The organism is Enterobacter sp. ENT02 (genome assembly GCF_019219165.1).
Taxonomy (GTDB): domain Bacteria; phylum Pseudomonadota; class Gammaproteobacteria; order Enterobacterales; family Enterobacteriaceae; genus Enterobacter; species Enterobacter mori.
This window is the reverse complement of the sequence record NZ_JAHUWD010000052.1, coordinates 1-225: the sequence shown is the minus strand read 5'-3', so window position 1 is coordinate 225 and position 225 is coordinate 1. Positions and strand designations below refer to the sequence as shown.

1 tRNA gene and 1 rRNA gene are annotated in these 225 nt (G+C 48.9%); both read left to right on the top strand.

The features are described 5' to 3' along the window. A 16S ribosomal RNA gene (locus KW829_RS22860) occupies window positions 1–78 on the top strand; the annotation flags it as partial. A 68-nt stretch (window positions 79–146) separates the two neighbouring features. Next, a tRNA-Ile gene (locus tag KW829_RS22855) sits at window positions 147–223 on the top strand. Window positions 224–225: the final 2 nt, after the last annotated feature.

Sequence of the window (225 nt, the reverse complement as noted above, 5' to 3'; positions counted from 1 at the left end):
ACCACTTTGTGATTCATGACTGGGGTGAAGTCGTAACAAGGTAACCGTAGGGGAACCTGCGGTTGGATCACCTCCTTACCTTAAAGAACCTGCCTTTGTAGTGCTCACACAGATTGTCTGATGAAAATAGCAGTAAAAATCTCTGCAGGCTTGTAGCTCAGGTGGTTAGAGCGCACCCCTGATAAGGGTGAGGTCGGTGGTTCAAGTCCACTCAGGCCTACCAAA